At 67.5% G+C, this 22,767-nt stretch carries 21 protein-coding genes and 3 pseudogenes; 13 read left to right on the forward strand and 11 right to left on the reverse strand.

Annotated features, from left to right (window positions below; translation table 11 throughout):
- The first annotated feature begins 275 nt into the window (after positions 1 to 275).
- Positions 276 to 1,456 (forward strand): IS3 family transposase gene (locus tag DXZ73_RS02925; protein WP_116209470.1). Its coding sequence is split into 2 segments (ribosomal slippage): positions 276 to 540 and positions 540 to 1,456, totalling 1,182 coding nucleotides; the frame shifts between segments, so codons are not numbered across the junction.
- 44 nt (positions 1,457 to 1,500) lie between these two features.
- Here the strand turns inward: DXZ73_RS02925 and DXZ73_RS39125 are convergent.
- A pseudogene (locus DXZ73_RS39125) lies at positions 1,501 to 1,674 on the reverse strand (cold-shock protein); the annotation flags it as partial.
- A gap of 688 nt (positions 1,675 to 2,362) precedes the next feature.
- Here DXZ73_RS39125 and DXZ73_RS02935 point away from each other — a divergent pair.
- Together DXZ73_RS02935 and DXZ73_RS02940 are read left to right on the forward strand one after the other, a co-directional pair.
- A complete protein-coding gene (locus DXZ73_RS02935; RefSeq protein WP_116209472.1) occupies positions 2,363 to 2,575 on the forward strand; it encodes a hypothetical protein in 213 nt (70 codons plus the stop codon).
- Entirely contained in the window at positions 2,572 to 3,018 is a 447-nt protein-coding gene (locus DXZ73_RS02940; RefSeq protein ID WP_116209473.1) for a tail fiber domain-containing protein, read from the forward strand. Before DXZ73_RS02935 ends, DXZ73_RS02940 begins: the two co-directional genes overlap by 4 nt.
- A gap of 286 nt (positions 3,019 to 3,304) precedes the next feature.
- Here DXZ73_RS02940 and DXZ73_RS02945 read toward each other — a convergent pair whose 3' ends face one another.
- Positions 3,305 to 3,955: a DUF4360 domain-containing protein gene (locus DXZ73_RS02945; protein ID WP_162889992.1), complete on the reverse strand. Its 651-nt coding sequence runs from the start codon at positions 3,953 to 3,955 to the stop codon at positions 3,305 to 3,307.
- Positions 3,956 to 4,426: 471 nt separating this feature from the next.
- Between DXZ73_RS02945 and DXZ73_RS02950 the strand changes: the two genes are divergently transcribed.
- From DXZ73_RS02950 to DXZ73_RS02960, 3 genes are all read left to right on the forward strand, one after another.
- A complete protein-coding gene (locus DXZ73_RS02950; RefSeq protein ID WP_338059105.1) occupies positions 4,427 to 4,753 on the forward strand; it encodes a MazG-like family protein in 327 nt (108 codons plus the stop codon).
- Complete coding sequence (locus tag DXZ73_RS02955) at positions 4,750 to 5,247, forward strand: NUDIX domain-containing protein (RefSeq protein ID WP_116209476.1); 498 nt, start codon at positions 4,750 to 4,752, stop codon at positions 5,245 to 5,247. Before DXZ73_RS02950 ends, DXZ73_RS02955 begins: the two co-directional genes overlap by 4 nt.
- A 270-nt stretch (positions 5,248 to 5,517) precedes the next feature.
- A complete protein-coding gene (locus DXZ73_RS02960) occupies positions 5,518 to 6,039 on the forward strand; it encodes a DUF6624 domain-containing protein (RefSeq protein WP_205519090.1) in 522 nt (173 codons plus the stop codon).
- Positions 6,040 to 6,126: 87 nt separating this feature from the next.
- On the opposite strand, the gene DXZ73_RS02965 is transcribed toward DXZ73_RS02960, so the two are convergent.
- Positions 6,127 to 7,194 (reverse strand): phospholipase, encoded by a 1,068-nt coding sequence (locus tag DXZ73_RS02965; RefSeq protein ID WP_240351109.1) that lies wholly within the window; start codon positions 7,192 to 7,194, stop codon positions 6,127 to 6,129.
- A gap of 555 nt (positions 7,195 to 7,749) precedes the next feature.
- Between DXZ73_RS02965 and DXZ73_RS02970 the strand changes: the two genes are divergently transcribed.
- Positions 7,750 to 8,199, forward strand: a complete 450-nt coding sequence (locus DXZ73_RS02970; RefSeq protein ID WP_116209478.1) for a hypothetical protein — start codon at positions 7,750 to 7,752, stop codon at positions 8,197 to 8,199.
- A gap of 335 nt (positions 8,200 to 8,534) precedes the next feature.
- Here DXZ73_RS02970 and DXZ73_RS02975 read toward each other — a convergent pair.
- Positions 8,535 to 8,657: pseudogene (locus DXZ73_RS02975) on the reverse strand (VOC family protein); the annotation flags it as partial.
- Positions 8,658 to 8,754: 97 nt separating this feature from the next.
- Here DXZ73_RS02975 and DXZ73_RS39130 point away from each other — a divergent pair.
- On the forward strand, positions 8,755 to 9,186 hold the full coding sequence (locus tag DXZ73_RS39130) for a DUF5958 family protein (protein WP_240351111.1): 432 nt from the start codon (positions 8,755 to 8,757) through the stop codon (positions 9,184 to 9,186).
- Between the two features lie 125 nt (positions 9,187 to 9,311).
- Here the strand turns inward: DXZ73_RS39130 and DXZ73_RS39135 are convergent.
- A pseudogene (locus tag DXZ73_RS39135) lies at positions 9,312 to 9,623 on the reverse strand (transposase); the annotation flags it as partial.
- A gap of 25 nt (positions 9,624 to 9,648) precedes the next feature.
- Here DXZ73_RS39135 and DXZ73_RS02985 point away from each other — a divergent pair.
- Positions 9,649 to 9,921 carry a hypothetical protein gene (locus DXZ73_RS02985; protein WP_116209480.1) on the forward strand — a complete coding sequence of 91 codons (273 nt, stop codon included), beginning with the start codon at positions 9,649 to 9,651 and terminating at the stop codon, positions 9,919 to 9,921.
- 120 nt (positions 9,922 to 10,041) lie between these two features.
- The gene (locus tag DXZ73_RS02990) at positions 10,042 to 10,899 is read left to right on the forward strand and encodes a maleylpyruvate isomerase family mycothiol-dependent enzyme (protein ID WP_116209481.1); all 858 of its coding nucleotides are present in this window, start codon (positions 10,042 to 10,044) and stop codon (positions 10,897 to 10,899) included.
- 44 nt (positions 10,900 to 10,943) lie between these two features.
- Here DXZ73_RS02990 and DXZ73_RS02995 read toward each other — a convergent pair whose 3' ends face one another.
- Entirely contained in the window at positions 10,944 to 11,741 is a 798-nt protein-coding gene (locus DXZ73_RS02995) for an IS5 family transposase (protein ID WP_116209482.1), read from the reverse strand.
- Between the two features lie 465 nt (positions 11,742 to 12,206).
- Here DXZ73_RS02995 and DXZ73_RS03000 point away from each other — a divergent pair, with 465 nt between their 5' ends.
- Complete coding sequence (locus DXZ73_RS03000) at positions 12,207 to 12,761, forward strand: hypothetical protein (protein ID WP_116209483.1); 555 nt, start codon at positions 12,207 to 12,209, stop codon at positions 12,759 to 12,761.
- A gap of 125 nt (positions 12,762 to 12,886) precedes the next feature.
- Here the strand turns inward: DXZ73_RS03000 and DXZ73_RS03005 are convergent, their stop codons facing one another.
- Positions 12,887 to 16,165, reverse strand: coding sequence for a tetratricopeptide repeat protein (locus tag DXZ73_RS03005; protein WP_116209484.1), 3,279 nt, complete (start codon positions 16,163 to 16,165; stop codon positions 12,887 to 12,889).
- Positions 16,166 to 16,338: 173 nt separating this feature from the next.
- Positions 16,339 to 16,677 (reverse strand): ArsR/SmtB family transcription factor, encoded by a 339-nt coding sequence (locus tag DXZ73_RS03010; RefSeq protein WP_240351112.1) that lies wholly within the window; start codon positions 16,675 to 16,677, stop codon positions 16,339 to 16,341.
- 270 nt (positions 16,678 to 16,947) lie between these two features.
- Between DXZ73_RS03010 and DXZ73_RS03015 the strand changes: the two genes are divergently transcribed.
- Both DXZ73_RS03015 and DXZ73_RS03020 read left to right on the forward strand, forming a co-directional pair.
- A complete protein-coding gene (locus DXZ73_RS03015; protein ID WP_116209485.1) occupies positions 16,948 to 17,307 on the forward strand; it encodes a DUF6542 domain-containing protein in 360 nt (119 codons plus the stop codon).
- Positions 17,300 to 18,889, forward strand: a complete 1,590-nt coding sequence (locus tag DXZ73_RS03020; protein ID WP_240351113.1) for an LCP family protein — start codon at positions 17,300 to 17,302, stop codon at positions 18,887 to 18,889. Before DXZ73_RS03015 ends, DXZ73_RS03020 begins: the two co-directional genes overlap by 8 nt.
- Before the next feature lie 169 nt (positions 18,890 to 19,058).
- On the opposite strand, the gene DXZ73_RS03025 is transcribed toward DXZ73_RS03020, so the two are convergent.
- From DXZ73_RS03025 to DXZ73_RS03035, 3 genes are all read right to left on the reverse strand, one after another.
- On the reverse strand, positions 19,059 to 20,375 hold the full coding sequence (locus DXZ73_RS03025) for an NRAMP family divalent metal transporter (protein WP_116209487.1): 1,317 nt from the start codon (positions 20,373 to 20,375) through the stop codon (positions 19,059 to 19,061).
- Positions 20,376 to 20,462: 87 nt separating this feature from the next.
- Entirely contained in the window at positions 20,463 to 21,266 is an 804-nt protein-coding gene (locus tag DXZ73_RS03030; RefSeq protein ID WP_240351115.1) for a Tellurium resistance, read from the reverse strand.
- Positions 21,267 to 21,930: 664 nt separating this feature from the next.
- Positions 21,931 to 22,506, reverse strand: a complete 576-nt coding sequence (locus DXZ73_RS03035; RefSeq protein WP_116209489.1) for a TerD family protein — start codon at positions 22,504 to 22,506, stop codon at positions 21,931 to 21,933.
- Positions 22,507 to 22,767: the final 261 nt, after the last annotated feature.

Genomic DNA, 22,767 nt, shown 5'->3' on the forward strand with positions numbered 1-22,767 from the left:
CCTCGCGCCGACCGCCGGGCAGGGAACAGTCGGCCGAATTACTGGTACGTGTGGCTGGTGTGCCCTGTCTTAAACCGTTCCAGTGGGTTGGCTCTCCTCCGGCCTCGCTTGTCGCATCAGAGCCCTCTCCGGATCGTTCGGCTTCGGCCGGACGGCGCAGTGCGGTGCAGTGCCGGTCAGATAATGGTGACGTTGGCGGCGGACGGACCTGAGGGGCCCCGAAGTTTCCGGACAGGAGTCCAATAGGATCATCCTGAACCGGAAACGAGGAAGCAGTGGCGCCACCGAAGAAGTACTCGCCGGAGTTCCGTGAGGAAGCCGTCCAGATCGCGCTGAGGTCGAGCAAGACGATTTCCGAAGTCGGCCGAGAACTGGAAATGAACCCCGAGACCCTTCGCGGCTGGGTGAAGAAGTATCAGAAACAACAGGAACCAGCGTCCGGCGCCAGCTTGACGGCAAGCGAGCGGGCGCGCCTGAAGGAACTCGAACGGCGTAACCGTGAGCTCGAGATGGAAGTGACCTTCCTCAAAAAAGCCGCAGCGTACTTCGCGAGGGATCCCCGGTAGCGACCAAGTACGAGTTCATCGACGAGATGCGACTCGATACAGCGGAGTACGCATACAGCGTTGAGTTCATGTGCAGCAGACTCGGCGTCTCACGATCTGGCTACTACGACTGGAGCAGCCGCCCAGATTCGGCAACGGCGCGGCGGCGAGAAGAACTGAAAATGCTCATCAAGAAGGCCTTCAAGATGTCCGACAGTACCTACGGCCACCGGCGCATCCACGCCCAGCTGCACCGCTGGGGCCGCACCGCAGGACTGGAACTGGTCCGCCGGCTGATGCGTGAACTGGCTCTGGAGCCCTGCCAGCCCAAGCCGAAACGCTTCGGCCTCACCCGGGCCGCGGCCGGCCTGGTACCGGACCTCGTCGGCCGCGACTTCACCGCCGAGGCCCCCGGGCAAAAGCTCGTCGGAGACATCACTTACATACCGACCGGCGAGGGGTGGCTGTATCTGGCGACCGTCATCGACTGCTGCACCAAAGAAGTCATCGGATACGCGATGGACGACCACTACCGAACTCCGCTCATATCCCGGGCGATCCGTAACGCAGCACGGAACCGGAAGCTCTCCAAAGGAGCCATATTCCACTCCGATCACGGCAGCAATTACATGTCGGACGAGTTCAGGGAGACCCTGAACAGCCTTCAGCTCCGGAGGTCCGCGGGCCGTACCGGGATCTGCTTCGATAACGCTATGGCCGAGTCATTCTTCGGAGCTCTGAAGAATGAACTCGTATCGCGGGTCACGTACTTGACCCGCGAGGCCGCCCGGCAGGACATCACCCGGTACATCGAATTCTGGTACAATCACAAACGCCTTCACTCGGCAGTGGGATACCGCCCTCCCTGCGAAATCCACGCCGAGCACCAGAAGTTGCGCATCGCCGCGTGAAAGAACCCGTCAGACGACTGTCCGGGAAACGCGAGGCCCCTCAGACCCTTTGCTCCGTCTTGAATCGAGAACTGAACCTTCTGGCCCTCGGTAAGGGTCTTGAAGCCTTTGTCCTGGATCGCCGAGAAGTGGACGAACACGTCCTTGCTGCCGTCCGCAGGGGTGATGAAGCCGAACCCCTTGCTCTCGTTGAACCACTTGACGGTTCCCTGCATCATCGACGACATCTACATCTCCCCTTGGTCGAGTCCCGGCACCCAGCCGTGCAGCAGCTGAGGCTTCCTCCGTCGTGCCCACGGGCTGGATCACGCAACCCTGGAATCACGCCAACCTGTTCCAGACACAGCGCGGACCCCGGCTCGCGACTGAACTCGACCCACCACGAAGCGGTCGGTTCCGTCGACGCCGACACCACGGAAGAGGACCAGATCAACTGAGACAGCACCCGTCGTCCATCCTCATGGGGCCAGATCCTCTGAGGTTTCCGGTGCCACGGCGTTTCAACTGATCCGGCAGATCCCGAAAGGGCTGACAGCCCTCGATCCAATCGTCTCGCCCCAACTCTTCAAGGAGACACACCCTGGTCCTGCGGCTTCTCGCCGCCCAGGAGCGGGACTCCCGTCGTGAGGCCGCGGCTCGGCCGGGAGCAGCCCCAGTAGTCCGTGGCCTCATTCCTGTTTCTGGCGCACCCGGCTGCCTTGCCCTCGAAATGGCAAACAGGCACTGGGCTTGTTCTTCAACTCCTGGCTGTGGTGTTGCGGGCTCGGCGGGACTTCGACGGACACGTCGTCCGTCAATCGTCCCGGGGCTGAGACTCGTTTGGGTGACAGCAGGTCGGAACGCCTTGTTCCACAGTCGCTATGGGCAGATCGTGCAGGGTCGGCCCCTTCTTCATAGGAGAAGCTCATGACACCAATCAGTCCCGACCGTCGTGCCACGCCCGTCACCCAGGCTGACGGCACCCGGGCCGGAGGCAGCGCGGCCACCCTCACCCCGATCGCCGAGCAGGCATCCCCCCAGATCCTTTCGCTCGTCACCGGACTGCTGAACAGCCTGCTGGGCGGTCTGTCGGACCGCAATGCGAAGACCGACGTGACCCCGGTGCGCTGGGACCGTTGATCACCGCCTGGTGGCGTGCCGCCCGCGAAGCGCGGGCGGCACGCCGTAATCGCCCGTCCCATCCGCAGATCCTCGCCGGGCCGGCAGGTCTGGCCTCTGCCGCCACCACGGCCACCACTGGCCCCGCCGAGGCCGTCAACGGCCACCAGATCCTGGAGGAAGTCCTTCGACTGCCGGTCAGCACCTGGCGCTACCACTGGGACCCGCCGACCGTCCGGCACCTCGGCCCGATGGCACAGGACTGGCACGCGGCCTTCGGGCTCGGCGACAACAACGTCACCATCTCCGCCACCGACACCAACGGCGTCGCCCTCGTCTGCATCCAGGCCCTCCATCGCCGCATCGAAGACCTCACCGCGCAGGTCGAGACACTGCGGGAACAGGTCGCCCGCCTGGACCGGCCGTCCCTGGCCGAGGCGGCCGAGGGGCAGGCAAGGCCGTAGAGACGGCCGATCCGCCTGACTCTGTTCACTGTCTTCCCGGCGCGAGGGCCGCTTCTTCTGGCCCTCGCGCCGGGAACAGGGGCAACCGCCGGCTCAAGTGCCTGCTCGGCCAAGGTGCACGGGACCACGGCGAGGACCTTGATGGCGAGTCTGCTGCCGGATGAAGCACGGCGAGGGGCGAACGGGGCGACGGGGGCGGGATCGCTGCCCGCGATGCGGATGCAGCCGCCCGGTTCGGCGCGGTAGGCCAGCTGCTCGTCGGGGTGCTGACGACAGTGGTCCTGCCTCAGGTCGCGGGGCAGTGTTTCCAGGCCAGGTGATAGACAGTGTCGGCACTGTCGCCCGTCCAGCCGTAGGTAAGAGAACTGTGGGTCGTCGAGGGGTCGGAGGTACCGGCGTTCACCTGCGACGCGATGTCGAGATTGAGGCTGCCCTTCTCACCGCACGGGGCGTAGACGAGGTCCATGTCATCGGTGACGTCGGACGCCCGCCACCCGCCCTGGAACGGGCCGACGAAAGGATGGACCCCGGAGGTTCCGGACGGCAGGCCCTGGAAGTGGCTTTCGGCTTTCACCTGGCCTCTGGCCCCCTTCTCCAAGGACCCGAAGCCCTCGTAGTCCGTCCCGGCGATCGCGTACGTGTAACCCCGCGGGGCATTCACGCTCAGGAGGATCTGGCAGTTCTTGTGGGAGTCGTACGGCTTCGAGCCGACGCCCACCTGAGCGGTGAAGCCACCGTGGGAGACAGTGAACCCGGTGTTGTCCGGTGAGACCGACACCGACATCAGCGGCGAGGAGCAGGCGCCGTTGACCACCCTGATTTCGATGAGGACCCTGTCCTGCGGAGGCGTCTCCCCGGGGATGGCCGGGGAGGTGGGTGTCAGTGCGGCGGCCACCAGGGCCGCGGCGGTACCGGCGATCAGCACGGGGGTGAACAAGGAAGGCCCCTTTCCGTCGCTCTTCCGCTGTGCCACAGGACTGCCGCGCGGCATCCATGCCACCACCGCATGCGAGACATGTACAGGCCGATACGCGAGTCAAGTGCCGTACCGGACAAGGGTGGTGTTCACTCGCCAGAGGGATACCTCCTGCGGCTCGCCGGTCGGCGGGCCTGAGGGCGGCACACTCTCGGAGCATGGCTCATAAACCATCAAGAACACCCAGCTCGCGCCCGTCCGGACCCAGTGCTCGTATTGCTGCCGCCAGCAGACAACAGTGAGCGACCGGCCTGGTCAGTGACCTGATCGCCGGCGCGGTGGGCGTCCGGAGGCCCCACCTGGGCATCTTTGCAGGCCGCAGCCTCACCGCACGGCCCGTACGGTCACCGAGGCCGCGGCACTGATCATGCAAGCAAGACGGAGGAGGAAAGCCCGATGACGCGTGAACCAGGACCGGTGGAAGGGGGACACGTGGATGCTGTTTGGGACACCATCGCGAGCCTGACCGAACGGCTCGACCGGCACAGCACGCACCGCGGTGACATGCGGCGCGTCCTGCAAATCCTGAAGATCAGCGAGGAAGCCGGCGAGGCCGCAGAGGCCGTCATCGGCGCGATGGGGCAGAACCCGCGCAAGGGCTTCTCCCACACGTGGGATGACGTGCAGGCCGAGGTGTGCGACGTGATCACCACAGCCATGGTCGCGTTGCAGCGGCTCACTCCGGACGCCCGCACGGTCTTCGCCGAGCACCTGGACCGCGTCGCCAAGCGCGACCTCGCCGAAGGGGGCGGGCGTTGACGAACAGATGGGTGCCACCGGAGGAGTACAGCGCGAGCCTGCCCAAGGCCACGATGTACGGAGCGCTGTTCTTCACCGACACCGCCGGGCGCCCACTCCAACTGTTGTCATCCGTTGTCGCAGGAGTGTGGCAGTTCCCCGGTGGCAACACCGACGAGGGCGAGTCCCCGTGGGAGACCGCGGTGCGCGAGTGCCGGGAAGAGACCGGCATCGAGTTCACCGGCCCGCCTCGCCTGCTGGGCGCCCACTTCATGCCGCCGGTCGGAGGCTGGGTGGCGTGCCGGGCCGGGTTCATCTTCGACGGCGGCACCCTCACCGACGACCAGCTCGCCGCGATCCGGCTCGATCCGAACGAGCACACCGAATGGCAGGTCCGGACGGTAGGCGACTGGGAGCGGGAGTGCGACCCGCTGACGTTCCGGCGCCTGTCAGCAGTCATGGCAGCACGGCAGGGCGGAGGCGCGTCCTACATGGAGACAGGAGACTGGACTTGAGCAGCACAACGGAGATCGCGAACGACCTGCGGGTACAACGCGGCACTGATCGCCGAGCTCGTCGGACGAGAGCGGCACGGTGACAAGCATCGACATCGACCGGGAGTTCATCGACCGCGCTACCCGCTGCCTCGCCGACACCGGGTACGACGGGCGCGTGAACGTCTCAATCCCGAACTGGCCGCCGAACTCGTCCGGCGCGTAGCCGTCGACCAGTACGCCCGCGGCGCCCGCGACAGCGAGGACGACGTCGAGGCGGACGGGGAAGCGATGCGCGTGGTGGATGCGGACAACATCGTGTGGCTCAAGACCGTGCTGGCCCAGCACGGCTGGCCCGGACACACTCTCGTCGGTGAAGAAGCAGCGGATGCGGCATGGCTGATGATCCAGCACGCCGACCGGGACCTGCCCTTCCAGCTGCACGCGTTCCAGCTCCTGACAGCGGCCGTCGAAGCCGGAGAAGCACTGCCGCGGCATCTCGCCTACCTGACCGATCGCTGCCAGGTCGCCCAGCGACAGGAGCAGACGTACGGGACGCAGTACTTCGAGGAGGACGGCCGCTTTGGTCCATGCCCCGTCGCAGACACCGACCGGCTGGACGAGCGGCGGGCATCCGCCGGGCTGGGCCCGCTCGTGGAGTACGACGCCGTGTCCCACCCACGCCGGGACCGCTGGAGGGATTCGCGGCGCGGTTCGATGTTCTCTTCACCGGCTTGGTCCGGCCCGGGGCCGGGGCTTCCGCGAATACCTGGCCGGCCCTGCCCGCGCGCGTCACAGGCAGTCGCCCCCTGAGGAAGAGCCGTCGGCCGGGATCCCGGCCGACGGTTTGAGGGGGCCCATCAGGCTCAGGGCTGATGCGGACCCGGCCCGAGGCTGTCGCTACCTGAACAGGCGGTCACCGCTGGTGGCCATGCGATGGGTGGCGCTGTGGCGGTTCACCCAGTCACGGACGAGGTTGATGGCGTTGGCGCACTGCCAGCTGTTGTCGTACTCGCGCACTCCGGTGAAGGCGCCGTAGCCCGCGATGATGCCGTCCACACGCGCGTCGCCCAGCAGTTTGTCGACGTACCACGGATCGTTGTAGGTGGTCGTCCAGGACAGCGTGGCCGCGAGCTGTCCAGCGGCACGGTCCCCGGCGCCCTTCTTCAGTTCCGCGCACGTGTTGTGGCCGGTTTCCGTGCAGTTGCCGAACCCCTTGGTGATATCGGAGTCGCCGTAGTCCATCGCCCGGCGACCGGCCGGGAACCCGGAACCGGACCGGTCGAAGGCGCTTCGCACCTGATCGCGGGTCCCGGTCGTCGTGATGCCCTCCAATTTGCCGAGCCTGCCTTCCAGACTCTTCCAGCCCCTGCCGCCGACGTCCGGGGTGCTGCCGCCGTGGTACTCGTAGAAACCGTAGAGCACCTGGATCCCGGCAGCCGTCAGCCGCTGCGCCTTGTCGCGCAGGCCGGCGACGCTGCACCCACGGTTCTGAGCTTCTCCGCAGTAGTTCGGGTCCTTGATGTCCAGCCAGACCAGGCTCAGCCGACGCCCTGCTTTGGCATGGGAGACAACGCGGTCGATCATGCTGTCGAAGCTGGGGCCGTGCCGGGTTTCACCGGCCGAGGAACAGTCGTGATAGGCGCGCCATTCGTTCGGGTTGTACCAGGCACAGACGTCGATCTCGATGCCGTTGGCGCCGTGGTTGAGCGCGGCGTCCACGCCGTCCAGGGTGTCGACTCGGTGCGCGATGGCGTAGATCGCGTGACGCTGATCGGCTGCTGCCGCGGGGGTCGTACCGAGCGCGGCGGCACCGATGATCCCGCACAGCGCCGCCAACAACGCCAGTACCATCCGCGGGCCGGCGCCATGTCTGAGGTGAGTGGTCAAGAAAGGCACTCCTTCATGTCGGTGTCCTGAAGCGGACATCTGCGCAAAGTACGGCGGCGAGTTGACGATCAGGCCCACCGACGCATCCGGTAGCGGCTGGTCTGCCGGGCGTCGGCGAGCACCAAGTCACGAAAATATCGCGCCCGAGGAAGTTTTCGTGACATATTCTCGGTCTGCTTCCATCACCAACTAGCCATTGTGCACGTCAAGTTGGAACCAGCCGACGGACGCTGTCAGCGGGTTCGTGAATGCCGTGGTACGGGGAGCCGCTGCCGAGGCAGGACGCGCTCGCCCTGCGGGTCGGGCGCGTAGAGCTGCTGGAGGCGGTACGAGGGCGGATGACATGAGGAATACCGCCCTGTAATGGGTGCGCAGCGGGACGGGTGCGCGTGGATTCCTGGAAGCAGGCAGGGAGTGAAGCTGTCAGGCTGTTGCCGTTCGGATCGACTCGAGGAGTCGGTCGGTATCGGTGAGGTCGGGGAGCGTGTACGACGGGCGGGTGTGTTCGAAGGCAAGGACCATCTCGGTCTCGGCCACCACTCGGTATGCCCACCTTCCGCGACGTCGCGGGGCGCCACGTCACCACCGACCCCGGGCTCCCAGTGGGAAGAAGTGCACTGGGATAATCAAGGGATGGCCAGAAATGAGATCCGGTTCGACCGCCAGCATCGCGACGATCTTGGCGTGCTTGAGGTCGTCCCACGCATCAACGGAATACCGCTCATCGAGCTGATCGACAAGTTCGAGATTAACGCCGGGATGCAGCCTGCAGGTGATGCCTACGGCGGTCTTACCCCACAGTACTTTCGATTCGGCCCGATGGAGGACCACTTCCACGGACGATCCACCGACGCAATGGGGCCGAAGACGCCCTTGCTCGGCTGTGAATGCGGCGAGCTGGGTTGCTGGCCACTCATGGCTCGCATCACCGTGACAGCCGATCTCGTGATCTGGGACTCCTTCGAGCAGCCCTACCGCACGAAACGTGACTACACGAAGTTCGGTCCGTTCCAGTTCGACCGCCACCAATACGACGACGCCTTGCGGGATCTGAACGCGGAGATCAGCCCCGACGGCCCGTGAGCAACACCCCGTCCGCGCCATCGGGAAGCGTTCGCCCGCACCACCCCGGCAAGTTCAGAGAAGGCGGTGGGACCAGGTGCTTGCGGCGAAACCGGCTGCCCTCGTGCTCGACATCGCCCTTCTCGTGGGCGCCGTCCTGGCCGAGAACTGATACCAGACCGGAAAGCCGCGCACCTCGCGTTCTCGGTCCGCGAACGGCCGAAGAGAACCTGCTTGACCGCAGACCTGAGGTTGTCGTAACGGATAAGGGCCGTCGGCACCCCGCCCAGGGCCCGGAAGGCTGGCACCAACCCCTGCATATAGGCCCGTGACGACTCACGAGGTTCCGACCCGCATCAGAGTGGGTTGAGGCGGGCCTCAAGCAGGCAGAACTCATTGCCTTCGGGGTCGCTCAGAACATGCCACTGCTCCTCCCCCGTCTGACCGATGTCGGCCGGGCGCGCACCAAGCTCCAGCCGGATCGCGGGAGCGGACTGTTCCCGGTTCCCGCCCGCGCGGCTCTCGGGTGCGGGTACCGGCCTTCGCTCGGAACCGGCATCGTGAAACCATCAAGCGATGACCGACACGAATGGCGACGACGGCCGCACCTTCCGATGCGAGACGGAGCGGGTTGTCAACGAGATCGCCCAAGGGCTCCGCACGTTGGACGTTGGTGTGGGCTGGTTCTCCGGCCTCGCCCCGACACGCCAGCAGGAGGTTCTGCAGGAAGTCACCGGCTATGCGATGCAGGCGCACATTACAACTGCGGACGGCCGTGCGGGGGTGGCGCGGTCCGGTGTGAAGCCCACGGCCAACCCCTCGGTAATGATCTGCATGGACCCGCCCCGCTACGGGTTCGCGGGCCTCCCCTCCGCCGAATACGTCAAGGCGTTCCGCGTCCTCGTCTCCGTCTTCGCCATTGCCGACACTCGCCGCCGCGAGACGTACTGCAAAGGCGCCTGCGGACATGGGTGGCACAACCTGCCAGCTGCAACCGAGCAGCCGTAGCATCGGCCGTTCCGGCCCCTCCGGCGTGCTGATGGGCACGGACCGATCGTTGAGTCGACCGCGACGACCCAGTCGAGATCCCCGTCAGCGTCCGCCTGGGCGAGAAGACCGGTAAACACCCGCTGCCACGTGCCGTCGATCGCCCACCTCTGCAATCGGTTGTAGAGACCCTTCCACGAACCGAACTCGGAAGGCATGTCCTCCCACGGAGAACCCGTGCGGTACTTCCACGCGATCGCCTCGATAATCTGCCGGCGATCACGCCACCGCCCACCACGTCGCGGAGTCCGGTCCGGAAGCAGCGGCGCAGTCCGCGACCACTTCACATCAGTCAACGGCACAACCGGACCAACGACCCAATGATCCGAACAGGTCGGCCTCGGGCAGGATGGGCGCGTGATACCTCCCCGACTGCTGTGGTGCGATCCCCGACCCATCCCCCGGTTCAACCGGCAGGAGCCGGTGACCACGATCGTTCGCGATCCCGGCTTCTACGAGCCGACTGAAGAAGATGGCTGCTGGAGGTTCGGGTACTTCTGCCAGGCGCATGACCGCCCTTACTGGCACGAGTCCTGTGGGGAAGGGCCACACCTGATCGCCCTGCACTGCGACGAGCACGGGCCGGAGAATATGTGGCCGCAGCCGAAGATGCTGATGTTCACGGAAGGGTTCGACCCCTTGCTGAGCGACGTGCAGCTGGCCTGGGTGCAGGCACAGTGGGACGCCGCCGACTGAGGCGTGTCTGATGAGTCTTGGTCCGGTAGTGCTCTGACGGGGGCAGGCGGGAGCACGGCACGATCGACCTGAATGGGATATTAGGTAGTCATCGGGGCATTCGGTTGGCAGGCTTGAGTCATGAACTCCCAGCTCAATGACGTGCCCGGCCATTCCTGGCTCGGTGCCCCGATCGATGCCCGATCTCTGTTCGCCCCTGAGCAGGCCGCGCTGATGACCACGCTGCGCGGCCTGGCGTCCGCCGACTGGGGCAAGGAGGCGGTGCCGGGCTGGACCGTCCGTGATCTCGCGGCACACATCCTGGGCGACTTCTACGGACGCCTCGCCCGGGACCGGGACGGCCATCAGGACGGCCCCGCCTTCGCGCCGGGCGAGACGCTGGAGGCGTTCATCCACCGCATCAATCATGAGTGGGTCGATGCCCACCGTCGGGTGAGCCCAGCCGCGCTCACCGACACCCTCAACCTGATCGGCGGGCAGGTCGCCCGGTTCTTCGCGGCCACCGACCCCGATGCCCCGTCGCTGGGAGTGTCCTGGGCCGGCGTCGATCCGGCGCCCATGTGGCTGGACAGCGCGCGCGACTTCACCGAGTTCTGGACCCACCGCCAGCAGATCCGCCACGCAATCGGCCGGGACACCGACGCCGATCCGCGGTTCCTGTCCGTGGTCCTGGACACGTTCATGCGGGCCCTGCCCCACACCCTGCGCGAGGTCACCACGCCGGTCGGCACGCAGGTCCAGATGCGGATCGAGGGCCCGGCCGGCGACGTCTGGACGGCGACGTCCACCGGGGACGGCTGGTCGCTCGCCGAGCCGGTGGCCGAACGTCCCGCCGCAGTCGTGCGCTTGGATGCGGAGACCGCCTGGCGCCTGTGCACGCGCGGCATCCAGCCGGACACCGCCCTGGCCCGCGTCCGTATCGAAGGCGACCGTCAACTGGCCGAAGCGGTCTGCCAGATCGTGTCGATCGTCCACTGACCACAGCCGCGATATACCGGTCCGGCCGGGGCATCCGGTGAGCGTCAGCTGCGAAGCCACAGCCGGATCGCGGCCACCAGCACGCTGCCGTGAAATATATAGGCGCGCTTCTCGTAGCGGGTGGCCACGGCCCGGAAACCCTTGATCGCGTTCATGGTTCGCTCCGCTTCGTTGCGGCGCCGGTATATCCCTTTGTCGAATCCGGTGGGCCGGCCACCCGCGCTGCCCCGGCGTTGGCGGCTGGCCCGCTGGTTGGCCGGTTCGGGGATGGTGTGCTTGATCTGCCGACGGCGCAGATAGCGGCGGATGCGGTCCAGGACCTCGATCAGCTGCGGGGCATCACCCCACTGCCAAGGGGTGATGACGAACACGAGTGGGCGTCGGCCGCCCGCGCTCGCCAGATGAATCTTGCAGGTGAGGCCGCCTCGCGATCGGCCCAGCGCCTCATCGTCCCGGTGCCGTGTCGGACGAGTCCGCTTCCCAGGGACGCGGGGAGCACGCTTGCGGGTTCCGGCGGCATGCTGATGGGCGCGACAGACAGTGGAGTCCACGCTGACCAGCGACCAGTCGATGCACCCCTTGGCATCGGCCTGGGCCTGGACGGCACGGAGAATCCTCTCCCACGTGCCGTCCGCCGACCACCGGCGGTGACGGTCGTACACCGTCTGCCACTTTCCGAACCGTCGCGGCAGATCGCGCCACGGAATCCCGGTGCGCAACCGGAACGGGACGCCGTTGATCACCCTCCGATGACATTGCCATCGCCCGCTCCGGCCAGCGTTCCTCGGCAAGCACGGCTGCAACCGCGCCCACTCCGCGTCGCTGAGATCACCCCGCCCCACATCACCACGAACGACGCACCCATCAGTGCGTCACCGACCTGTCGGACATGGCCAGGGCCTGTCCGGCGGGTCGTTTCGTCGGCCCATCCGGCAGGGCTTACCTTCCGGGTTACCAGTGCGGGTCGGGGGCGGGCATGAGGGTCCCGCCCTTCCAGAAGGGAATCCGTGTGACCTGGCCCGCTGCCGATGAGCCCGCTCACGCCACCGAACGCACCCGTGCGATCATCCGTTCCTGCTCGCCGCCCCCGGCCAGGCATCGACCCCGGGCCTCGGGATCACCGGCCCGTGCGTCGGCCATACGGCACCCGCTTCACCGTCGGAGGCGACTGCCTCGTGGTCCGCCCGCTGACCACCGGCCGCCAAGTCTTCTTCGGGATGGGCGTACGGAAAACCTGGTGCTCCTATCCGTCCCTCCGGCCATAATGCGCAGATCAGCTGAAGGCATACGATGCAGAGCGAGCAGTAATGAACCACCACGACCATGCAAACGGGGCAGAGCTGAGTGCGCTGCTGATCACCGGCACTGTCGGCGTCGGCAAGACCTCGGCCGCCGACCTGCTGGGCGATCTTCTCTCCGACGCCGGCGTGCCGCACGCGGTCATGGACCTGGACCGCCTCTGCCAGTCGTGGCCCGCCCCTGAGGACGACCCGTTCAACTCCGGTCTGCTGCTGCGCAACCTGCGCGCCCTGACCGCCAACTACCTCGACGCCGGTGTGCGGCGGCTCGTCCTGGCCGGGGTGGCCGAGAACACGGCCGACCGCGACGGCTACCAGGCAGCCATCGGCATGCCGCTCAAGGTGTGCCGCCTCACGGCGGACCTTCCTGTCGTACACAACCGGCTCAGGCGCCGCCATGAAGCCGACAACGACCCCGAGTCCCTGCCCTGGCACCTGGAACGGGCCGGCCGGCTCCACCAGATCCTCGATCAGGCCGACATCGCAGACTTCACCATCGACACCACCCACGTACCGCTCCCGGCCGTTGCGTCCGCCATTCTCAAGACCGCTGGTTGGACCTGACCCGCATATGACGAATCTCGGCGGCCAGGGCTCGCGCCCGGCATGCAGCACGGGCTCCCGGGCAACCGCCCACGGGCGAGCGAGCCCTTCGAGCAACTCGCCGGAATGCGCGTGCCCTTGGCAGTTCACGCACCGTCGGGCAGTACGGCCATGACCTCGCGGGACCGGCGTCCTGGTGTCATGCCGAGCTGCCAGGACCGCCAGCCGGTCTCCGGCTCGATTCCCTGTTGCAGCTGCAAGGTGTACGCCCCTGTGGCCTCGTCCAGTGATGGGTCGGCCGGCCAGTCGGTATCGCGTAGTTCCTGTTGCAGCTGTGTGAGTTCTTCCTCGGCCACTGCTGATCCGACCACCGATCCGCCCGGTGAGGTGAACGGCAGCAAGGTGCAGCGCAGGAAACGGGCCCAGGCTGCGCCTCGCTGGTCTCCGTAGCGGGTGAAGAGCCGGATTGCTTGATCCACCAGGTCCATCGCCGGTCCGGTGCGGTCATTGCCCGCGTCGATGACGGCGAGTTCCACGCAGGACCATGCCTCGCCGTGCGGGGCACCCGCGTGCTGGAAGTCCGTCCTGGCCTCCTGCACCAGCTGCCGGGCGTAGCCGCTGTTGCGCAGTGATCGTGTCTGGGTGGCCCGTTGGTCGCGGCTGACGCGGCCCGAGTGGTGCCGGGCGCAGGCCAGTCCGTAGGTGTCGTGCATGCGGTTGAACATGGTGCGGGCTTTTTCCAGTTCGCGTACCGCCGCCGGCAGGTCGCCGAGGTCTTCCAGTGCTTGTCCCAGGTGGTACAGCGTCCATGCCTCGCCGCGGGCGTCCTCGTGTTCGCGGTGCCGGGCGGCCGCCCGCCGCAGCTGGTCGGCTGCTGCTGTCGCGTTGCCGTTCATCAGGGCGGTGCGGGCGAGCTGGGTCAGTGCCCAGGCCTGGCCGCGGGTGTCCTGGGTGCGCCGGTGCAGTTCCAGGGCGTGGCCGAGCTCCCTTTCCGCGAGTTCTGTCTGCGCCGTGCACAGCCGTACCTGGCCGAGTTGGAGGTGTGTCCATGCCTGGCCGTGCAGGCTCTCGCTTTCGTGGTGCAGTTCCAGGGCGTCGTTGAGCAAGGTGAGGGCCTGGTCGAGCTCTCCGCGGTCCCGCTCGACGGCCGCGAATGCGTGCAGCGTCCAGGCCCTGTCTCCGCCCAGCTCGGGTGGGCTCTGGAGGTCCAGTGCCTCACGCAGCTTTGCTGTCGCTTCGGTGAGCTGGCCCTGGTGGTGAAGGGTGATGCCCAGGTCCCGCAGGGCCCGCGCCGCGCCCGTCTGGTTCTGGGCGTCGAAATACAGGTCGACGACCGAGGTCAGGGTCGCGCGGGACTTGTCCAGTTCGCCCAGCTGGCGCGCCGCGACCCCGGTGCGCCACTGCACCGAACGTACCAGCAGCCCTTGGCCCATGGCCTGTGTCAGCTCGTTCAGCTCTCCCAGCCGGTGGAGGTCACCGCGCAGCAGGCAGTAGTCGCACAGGGCGCCGAGCAGATGGAGTACGGCGGCCTGGTCCGAGCCCTCGGTATGGCGCAGGGCCGCCGTGATGAAGCCCGACTCCTCGTCCAGCCAGCTCAGCGCCGCGTCGAGTGAGGAGAAGCCGTGGACTCCGGCGGCGCCCTTGCTGAACATGTCGGCCCGTGTGGAGGTTTTCCCGTCGACCATCCTGATCACGATGTCCGCCAGTTCCGCGTAGCTGAGGATCAGCCGGTCCTGTGCCGCAGTGCGCTCGGCGGGCTCGTCCTCGTCGTGCAGCCGCGCTTGTGCGAAGGAACGCACCAGGTCGTGCATGCGGTACCGGTTGGCACGGACGGGCTCGATCAGGCCGGCCCGCGCCAGCGTCGCCAGTCCCTCGGCCGCCTCGTTCTTGTCCGCAGCCAGCAGCGCGGCCGCGGCGGCGGGGCCGAGCGAGGCCCGTCCGACCAGCGCCAGGCGGCGCAGGAGCCGACGGGCGCCGTCGTCCTGATCGAGGTAGCGAAGCCACAGCGCCCGCTCGACCGGGTCGCTCTGCCCGGAGGCCGCCAGCTCGGCGCCCAGCACCCGCATGGTGCGCGGCCCCAGAGCCGAACCGGCAACCCGGAGCGCCAGCGGCAGGCCGCCGCACAGTTCCTGCACCCGCGCCAGCGCGGGCGCGTCATAGGGACCCGGTTCGGGCTCCCCGGCCACAGTCCGCAGGAGTTCTTCCGTGCCGGCCGTATCCAGAGGTCCGACAGGCAGGTCATGCACCCAGGCCACCAGGTCGGGCGGCAGGACCAGCGGGTTGCGGGTGGTGACCAGGACCAGGCTGTCGGAGCCCTGCGGGATCAGCGCGCGGACCTGCTCGGCGTCGGAGGCATCGTTCAGCACGATGATGACCGGCAGACCGGTGAAATGCTGCTCGTAGAGCTCGGACAGCCGGCTCAAGTGCTGTTCCTGCGAGGACCGCTCCCTGAAGAGCAGCTGTTCGCGCGGTGCGCCCAGCTGGTTCAGCAGGTGCATCAGCGCGTCCCTGGCGGGCATCGGCTGCTCGTCCGGGCTCTCCCCGCGCAGGTCCACCGCGCCCGCGCCCCGGAACTGGTCGCGCAGATGGCGGGCGGCCCGCAGCGCGAGCGTGGACCGGCCGGACCCGGGCGGCCCGTGCAGCACCACGACCGTCGGTTTGGTCTCCGTATTCGCTCGCGCCTGGTGCACCCACTGGGCGATGTGGTTCAGCTGTGCGTGGCGTCCGGCAAAGGGGCCCACGGCTTCGGGCAGCCGGTCGAAGGACCGTTCCAGGGCGTTGCGCCGCTGGGCCGCCGCGCTGCGGTCCACCCCGCGGATCGCCGGTCCCCGTCCCGTGGTGGCCGCCGGCTTGTCCGGCCTCGGGGTACGGACACGGGTGGTGCCCGAGACCATCCGCTGGTGGTCCAGGTACGGCCGGATGCCCCGTACGTCGACCGCCGTCAGCCACTGCAGCCGCAACTGCTCCGCTCCGCCGGGCTGCCCCCGTTTGCCCGCACGCCGGTGCGCGGCCGGCCAGTGACCGGCCGTCAACTTCACGATGGCTGCGGCCGAACCGGCTACCGCCACCATCGCTCCCACCCCCGCGGCCGTAGCTGCGGGGGTCCCGTAACCCAGATCCGCTCCGCAGGCCGTGACCGCCGCCACGGCGGTCACCACCATGGGGGTGCCCAGTGAGGCCCGCGAGAGGCGGGTGGCCAGAGGCCGTACCGAGGCCGCGTCCGCGTCCAGGGCCCGCACATACGCCGCGTACTCCTCCGCCGCGGTGCCCGCCAGGCCATCCAGCTCACGGAGAGCCCGCCGCATCAGCGCCTCACCGTCCGTACGCCCTCCCGAACGGCGCGCTTCGTCCTCCACGGCCCGCCGCACCAGATTCTCGACTTCCGCGCGGTGGTCCTTCCGCAGTACGCCCGGCGAACTCTGCATGCGGTTCCCTTCCCCCGAATCCCTATCGCCCGCTCCAAGTGTCCCGTCTCAGAGCGCATTTGGGCAGGTTTACAGTCGATCCGCGGACCGCGCGCGGCCGGCCCGTTCACGCTGGGCTGCGGCAGCTTCCGTATCGGCAATGATCAGGTCCCACACGAACGCTCCCGGATCGCTCAGGCCGACAGCCCGTCGGCGTCCGCATCCTGAGCGGCCAGTGCCAGCATCGCCCGTGCGGACGCGCTCAGGCGGGGATCCGCCATCTCGTAGATCTGGTGGCGGCCCTCACTGCGGGCGCGGACGGCTCCGGCGAGTTTGAGGCGGGCGAGATGCTGGCTGACGGCTTGGGCGCGGGCGCCCACGCGGAGTGACAGTTGCGTCACGTCGCTCTCGCCCTGGGCGAGCGCCCACACGATGTGCAGGCGGAGCGGGGAGGCCAGGAGCCCGAACATCAGGGCCGCCGCGTCCAACACCTGCGCCGGGGGATCCGCGTGCGCGCCCCCTGATGCCGTCACCGGCACGGCACCTCCCCTTCCTCTTCCGCGTTCCCGGGAATCCTGTCGAACGCCCGTGCAGCAGCCTAGCCCGAATGCTTGCTACATTGCGCAACTATGCAACCCGGAATGCCTGCGGAAAGCCGGCGGGCCACAGCTCCGAGCGAGGGTGTGGGCCCCTCGCACGACCCGGCCACGTCCCGACGCCGAGTGCCCACACAGCGAGGTAGAGCGGCAGGCACGCGCGGCCGGCGAAGTAGCAAGGCGCGGGCGGGCAGCCGCCGGGCCGTCGTGCCCGCCCTGGCGCTGCCGGTGCTCGGCGCCGTCGTGGACGAGCTGGCCGGCTCGTCGCTGGGCTGGACCTTCGTGGTCACGGCGGTCATCGGGTCGGCACTGGCGGCCCTGACGTGCTCGCGTGCGGGCGCGTGGTGGGTGGCGTACGCGCCGCCACTGGTGGTGATATCGGTCACAGTCGCCTCGGAGCAGTTGGCGGGCAGGACGGGGGCCCACGGCAAGGGGCTCACGACCGGGGCGGTGCACTGGGCCGTCGACGCCTTCCCGGCCATGGCGGCGGCGGAGGCCGCCGTGCTCGCCGTGCTGGCGGTGCGGTGGTTCCGGTCCAGGCGAAGCGTGAGGAAGAGCGGTGCGTGAAGAACCCGGCGCCGGAGGGCGCAGCAGTGGCGGCAGGCGCGGTAACCATGCCGCGTCCGGTGGCAGGGCGGCCAGGCGCCGCGGCGGCAAGCGGGCGCCCCGGATGGTGATCGCCGGGCGGGCCGTGGCCGGTCTGGCCTCCGCCACCGTGCTGGCGACCAGTGGCGTCTCCTGGGCGGCGTACCACTGGATCACGGGCGGTCTGAACACGTCCGACGCCCTCGACAAGGTGAAGCGGAACGCGCCGAAGCACCTCGACAACTCGGTCAACCTGCTGCTGATAGGCCTTGATTCGCGCAAGGACATGAACGGCAACGACCTCCCGAAGGAGTTCGTGCAGGACCAGCTGCACGCGGGGTCGAGCGACATCGGGTACTACAACACCAACACCTTGATCCTGATGCACATACCCGCCGACGGCGGGAAAGTGCAGGCGCTCTCCATACCGCGGGACGACTACGTCCAGACGTACAAGGGCGACGGCTCCCCGCAGGGCCACTACAAGATCAAGGAGGCGTACTCGTACGCCTACACCGCGGCGCACGACAAGCTCTACGCGGACGGCATCCGGGGCAACGACCTGGAGGCGCAGAGCCGGGAGGCGGGCCGGGAGGCGACGCTGGCGACCGTCCAGAACTTTCTCGGGGTGCCGATCGACCACTTCGCAGAGGTCAACCTGCTCGGCTTCTACGACATCGCCAAGGTGCTCCAGCCGATCCAGGTCTGTCTGAAGCACCCGGTGCACGACCGGTACTCCGGCGCCGACTTCCCCGCCGGCCTCCAGGAAGTGAACCCCAAGCAGGCGCTGGCCTTCGTCCGTCAGCGGCACGGGCTGGACGGCGGCGACCTGGACCGCACCCACCGTCAGCAGGCGTTCCTCTCCTCGGTCACCCACAAGCTGAAGTCCCAGGGCACCTTCGACAGCCTGGGCAAGCTGCAGGACCTGTTCGGCGTGGTGAAGAAGGACCTGGTCATCGACAGCAAGCTGAACGTCATCGACTTCGCCCAGCAGGCCACCAACCTCACCGGCGGAAAGGTCGAGTTCAACACCCTGCCGACCGAGGGGTCCGCCATGCGCAACGGCGAGGACGTGGAGCTCGTCGACCCGGAGAAGATCCAGGCCATCGTGCGGAAGACGATGGGCGGGCAGAATGCCTCCGCCACGCCCGGCTCGGGCGACAAGAAGTCGTCCGCCCCGGCGAAGCCCGCACCGGCGACCGTGGACGTCCTCAACGGCTCGGAGAAGACGGGCGCCGCCGAGGACGAGCTCAAGGCCCTTGTGACCATGGGCTATACGGCGGGCCAGGCGTCCAACACCGCGCCGCAGGAGCCGACGACCGTCGTGTACGGCGAGGGCGCGCAGACCGCCGCCCAGCAGATCGCGGCCAAGCTGGGCGCGACCGTCGCACCGTCCGCGAGTTCCTCGGTGCCGGCCGGACACGTCCAGGTCACCCTGGGCCAGGCCTTCACCACCCCCACCACGAGCCCCTCCCCCAGCCCGTCGAGCTCCTCCTCGTCGGCGCCCTCGAGCGACTTCGCGGGCGATTCGGTGAAGGAGGGCGGCATCCCCTGCGTCAACTGACAGGGCGCCATGAGGCCCGGTGGCCGTCTTGTCATCACCCCGTGACCATGAGTCGATCGGCGGGCTTGGGGCCGGCTCGCCGACCGGCTCGGTGAAGCCTAGGAGCACCTTGAACACCTGCGGATCACGAGCCGCAGCGGGCCCGTGACCTGCGCGCCTCTGCCGCCTCTCAGGGCCCGGTGGTGATCAGCTGGTAGAGCCCCAGTGCGCTGACCGTCGTGATCACCACGGTGATGGCCCATCCGGCAACCTTCATCGGGACTCCGACGACTCGCCCGTTCATCAGTTTGGGGTGCGAAGCGACTCGCAGGAGCATCACCAGGCCGACGGGGGTGCCGATGGCTCCGACGACGCCGACCCAGTAAAGGAGTTGGATGGGGGACAGATCGGCATAGGTGGCAGCCAGACCGGCCACGACGGACGCCCCCATCGCGGCGAAGAACTTCGGTGCTTCCCGAGGCCGGAGGGAAAGTCCGCGCCGCCAGTTCAGGTGAGCTCCGGTGACATAGGCCGTGGTGGCCATGATGACCGGCAGGGCCACCAGGGCGGAGGCCAGCAGGCCGAGCGCGAACAGGTCACTGGCCCAGGCTCCGGCCACGGGGCGCAAGGATCGTGCGGCGTCCTGAGCGGTGTTGATGCTCAGACCGCGCACACCCAGAGTGGCTCCCGTCGCGACGAGGATGAACCAGAACACCACCGTGGCGAAGAGACTGCCCGCCATCGCGTCGAACTGCCGGACACGGTGCCACCGCCAGGGGACCTTCTCCTCGGACTGGGAAATCGTCTGCCAGACGTAGACGTAGCTCGTCGCAGTGGTGCCGATCAACGACAGCACGTTGAAGAGAAAGCCCTGGTTCCACCGCAGGTGCGGGATGAGACTGCCGCGGGCCACCGCTGCCCAGTCGGGGTGCGCCAGTACCGCGGCCACGGCGTACGCGAGGAGGACAAGCAGAAGGTACCTCATGGCCCGCTGGAGCACGTGGTACCCCAGCAGCATCACCGCTGCCAGCAGCGCCAGGGACAAGGGGGCCGCGAACCAGTGCCAGTCCTGGCCGGTGAGGAGTCCGAGGGCGGTGGCACCGGCCTCCAGGTCCGCAGCGACGGTGACGATGTTGACTATCAGAATCGACCCCAGCAGCAATCGTCCGAGAGCCGGACGATGGATCACTGTGACCGCTTCCTGCAGATCCAGCCGGCTGGCCATTCCGACCCGGGTGGCAACCGACTGGATCACAGCGATGACCGGGAACAGCAGCAGGACACACCAGCCCATGCCGTAGACGGTGTCCGCTCCGATGACGGCTATGGTCGCCACCGTAGTCGGATCGGTATCCGAGGCACCGGCGACCAGTCCGGGGCCGATCGCACGCAGATAGGTGCGCCAGGTGACAGGCCGGGCCCGCCATGTGTGCGTGCGGGGAGGTCGGTTCTGCACGTCGGACAGGTACGAAGTGGTGTTGGACTCCGAGCCGGGTGCTGTCGACATCTGGCACCTTTTCCCGCTGTCTCTGGCGGTTCACGTGATGTCGCCCCACCTGTGCGGCGCGTTCCGGTGGCGGCAACAGCCTGTCGTTCAGTCCGTCGCTTTGTGGCCTCGGCCCCACCGCAGACCCCACCCGTACAGTCGGTCGAGGTCTGCCTGGTACCCGTAGACGTAGCGCGCCTCGCGGCGCATGGTCAGTTGTCCGTCACGGTTCTCGATCAGCGCCACCGCGCAGGAGCGGGCGTGGGGGTCTTGTTCGTGGAGCTCGACCACCAGACGTTGTCCCGTCGGCGGGTGGAGAGTGACGGCGGCGTGCACCCGGCTGAAGGCGGGTGCACCGCTGTAGATGTAGGCGAAGATCAGCAGGCGTTTGAACTGGTCGGCCTTGTCCAGGTTGATGTAGAGGGTTTCACCCGACGCGGCACCGAACCGGTTGTCGTCGCCCAGCGTGATGTACGGCGGGCGGTGGAGGTTGCCGCAGAGGTCACCGAGTGGCTGGACCACGCCTTTCTGCCCGTCGGCCAGTTCATACATACAGGCCAGGTCCAAGTCCACGGTCACCATGACCGGACCCTGTGCCTGTTGCCAGGGAGCAGGCTGCTTCGCCCGCCACGGGAGCAGGGGTGCCCGCTCCGGAAGGAATTCGGCCGAGGGCGCCTGCCAGGTCAGGTTCACGCGCAGAGTGCCGGCTGTCGCACCGTGATCGGCGAGCGAGACCACCGGGTGGCCCTTGGACAGCCGGCTGTGCTGGGGATCCTTGAAGGTGCTTCCCCTGGGATGACTGCGGCTGTGCATGAGGTAGCTCCACAGGCTGCCGCCCATCTCGGCCGACGACGAGGGTGCCGGCGTGCGCGAGGAAGGTGTTTTATCCCTGCGCCGGTATTCCCATGACATGGCCCACTGTCCTTCCTTGCGATCGCCTCTGAGCCAGCGGATATGCAGCAAAAGATCCGGGGCTATCCATCAAAGGGCGTGAATAAAAAGCCTTCGAGGGCGCGGCACAGCACTGTGTCCGCACCGACGGGCCACCGCTTGCCGACAGGCAAGATCTCAGGTGATGGAAGGAGCCAAGGCGATGACAGGGCTCGAGAATCAGAGGGGCGAAAGCGGTCGACTACCGCTCGCCGTCCGGGCAACAGCGCAAGATGAAATGCGGTCAGCTCAGAGTATAAGAATACCCGACAGTGCATGCAAGTAAAATGCCACACTGGAAGCCGAGACTCCCGTTCCACCGCATCCAGTCGAACATTCTCCCCCGGCCTGAATCGAAATCCCCCCGCAGGTACTGGAATGCATCGAAGTCACAGTGAATGCACGGGACATGCGGCACAGCGCGAGCTGCGACGGAACGGCGCCCAATGCCTTTCGCACGCCCTTCAAGCCGGCAAGCAAGCCCAGGTCCGCACCTCTCGCCGGCATGGGGCCGTGAGAACGCGGAGGCGGGGCGGAACGACGTCGACGACAACGAGCGCCAACGTTGTTCCGCCCCGCGACGACCCCGAGAACGACCGAGGCCCTGCTTGCATTCTGGTCGGCCGGTAGGCAGGCTTCTCACCACTCAGACGCACACACCGAAATCCCTGATGATTCCGGACAGGCCCGACGAATACCCTCGCCCGACAGTGCGGTATTCCCACTCCGTTCCGCTCCGGAAGATCTCTCCGAACACCACGGCCGCTTCCGTGGGGGCGGCCTGCGTGAGATCGCAGCGGGCGATCTCATGACCACCCGCCTGATTCACGACACGAACGAAGGCTCCGGACACCTGCCCGAAGGTTTTCCCGCACTCATCGGCCTCATAGATGGACACCAGAAGCGCGATCCTGTCCACCTCGGTCGGCAGCGTGGAAAGCTGGATCAGGATCTGCTCGTCGTCGCAGCCGTCACCACCGCCGGTGATGCAGTCACCGATGTGCTGGACCGAACCCTCAGGGCTGCGAAGGTTGTTGTAGAACACGAAGTGCCGGTCGGAGAGCACCCTGCCGGACCGGTCACACAGCACAGCGGAGATATCCAGATCGCAGTCCACCCCCGCCGTAGCACCCACCCCCCATCCAAGACCGACCGTCACCGCGGCCAGACCGGCCGCCGACCCGCTCGGCAACACGTTCTCCTTCGACAGAGAAACGCTCATGAACCCCCCTGCATCAGGCAGTCAGGACAACTCCGTCGGCGCCGATCACACTTGCCCCGGCCCCTTCCGCTCCCGAAATGCTGAACCTCGCACCACTACTGCGCAACGGCTCGGAGCGTGCGGAGGGGGCGCGCAGAGAGGAGCCGTCCCTCAGTTCACGCCCTACTGCGAAACAGGGGCCTGCGGCTGACGTGAGTTGCCGAACCACGCGCCAAACGGTCTGCCGTATGACAAAGCGCCGACGAGAGGACGAGAAGTCCG

Source organism: Streptoverticillium olivoreticuli subsp. olivoreticuli, from assembly GCF_003391135.1.
Classification (GTDB): domain Bacteria; phylum Actinomycetota; class Actinomycetes; order Streptomycetales; family Streptomycetaceae; genus Streptomyces; species Streptomyces blastmyceticus.